Origin of the sequence: Shewanella sp. M16 (assembly GCF_018224605.1) — a bacterium.
Lineage (GTDB): Bacteria > Pseudomonadota > Gammaproteobacteria > Enterobacterales > Shewanellaceae > Shewanella > Shewanella oncorhynchi.
Genome location: NZ_JAGTUL010000134.1, coordinates 1 through 371 on the forward strand (window position 1 = coordinate 1; position 371 = coordinate 371).

The 371-nt window shown below is 59.8% G+C and carries 1 pseudogene; it reads right to left on the bottom strand.

Annotated elements, in window-relative coordinates:
- A pseudogene (gene glnA, locus KFE26_RS23745) lies at positions 1 to 371 on the bottom strand (glutamine synthetase); the annotation flags it as partial.

Here is a 371-nt window from a genome sequence, read left to right on the forward strand (position 1 = left end):
GTGGGCTCGTATATGTGTATAAGCGACAGTGCCGGAGCCGTTGTGACCGAACATGGGTTTCGGCATGAAGGTGACAGTCTTGTTGTTGGTGTGGGCCACGTTGTGGATCACGGCCTTCAGCACCCGCACTTCATCCGCTTTCAGGGTGAGGGTGTTGAAACGGGTCGCGATCTCGTTCTGACCGGCGGTCGCCACTTCGTGGTGGTGAGCTTCAACGACCTGGCCCATCTCTTCCAGCACCAGACACATGGCGGCGCGGATGTCCTGGGAGGAGTCGACCGGTGCAACCGGGAAGTAACCGCCTTTCACGAACGGACGGTGGCCCTTGGTGCCGTGCTCATACTCGGTACCCGAGTTCCAGGCGGCTTCTT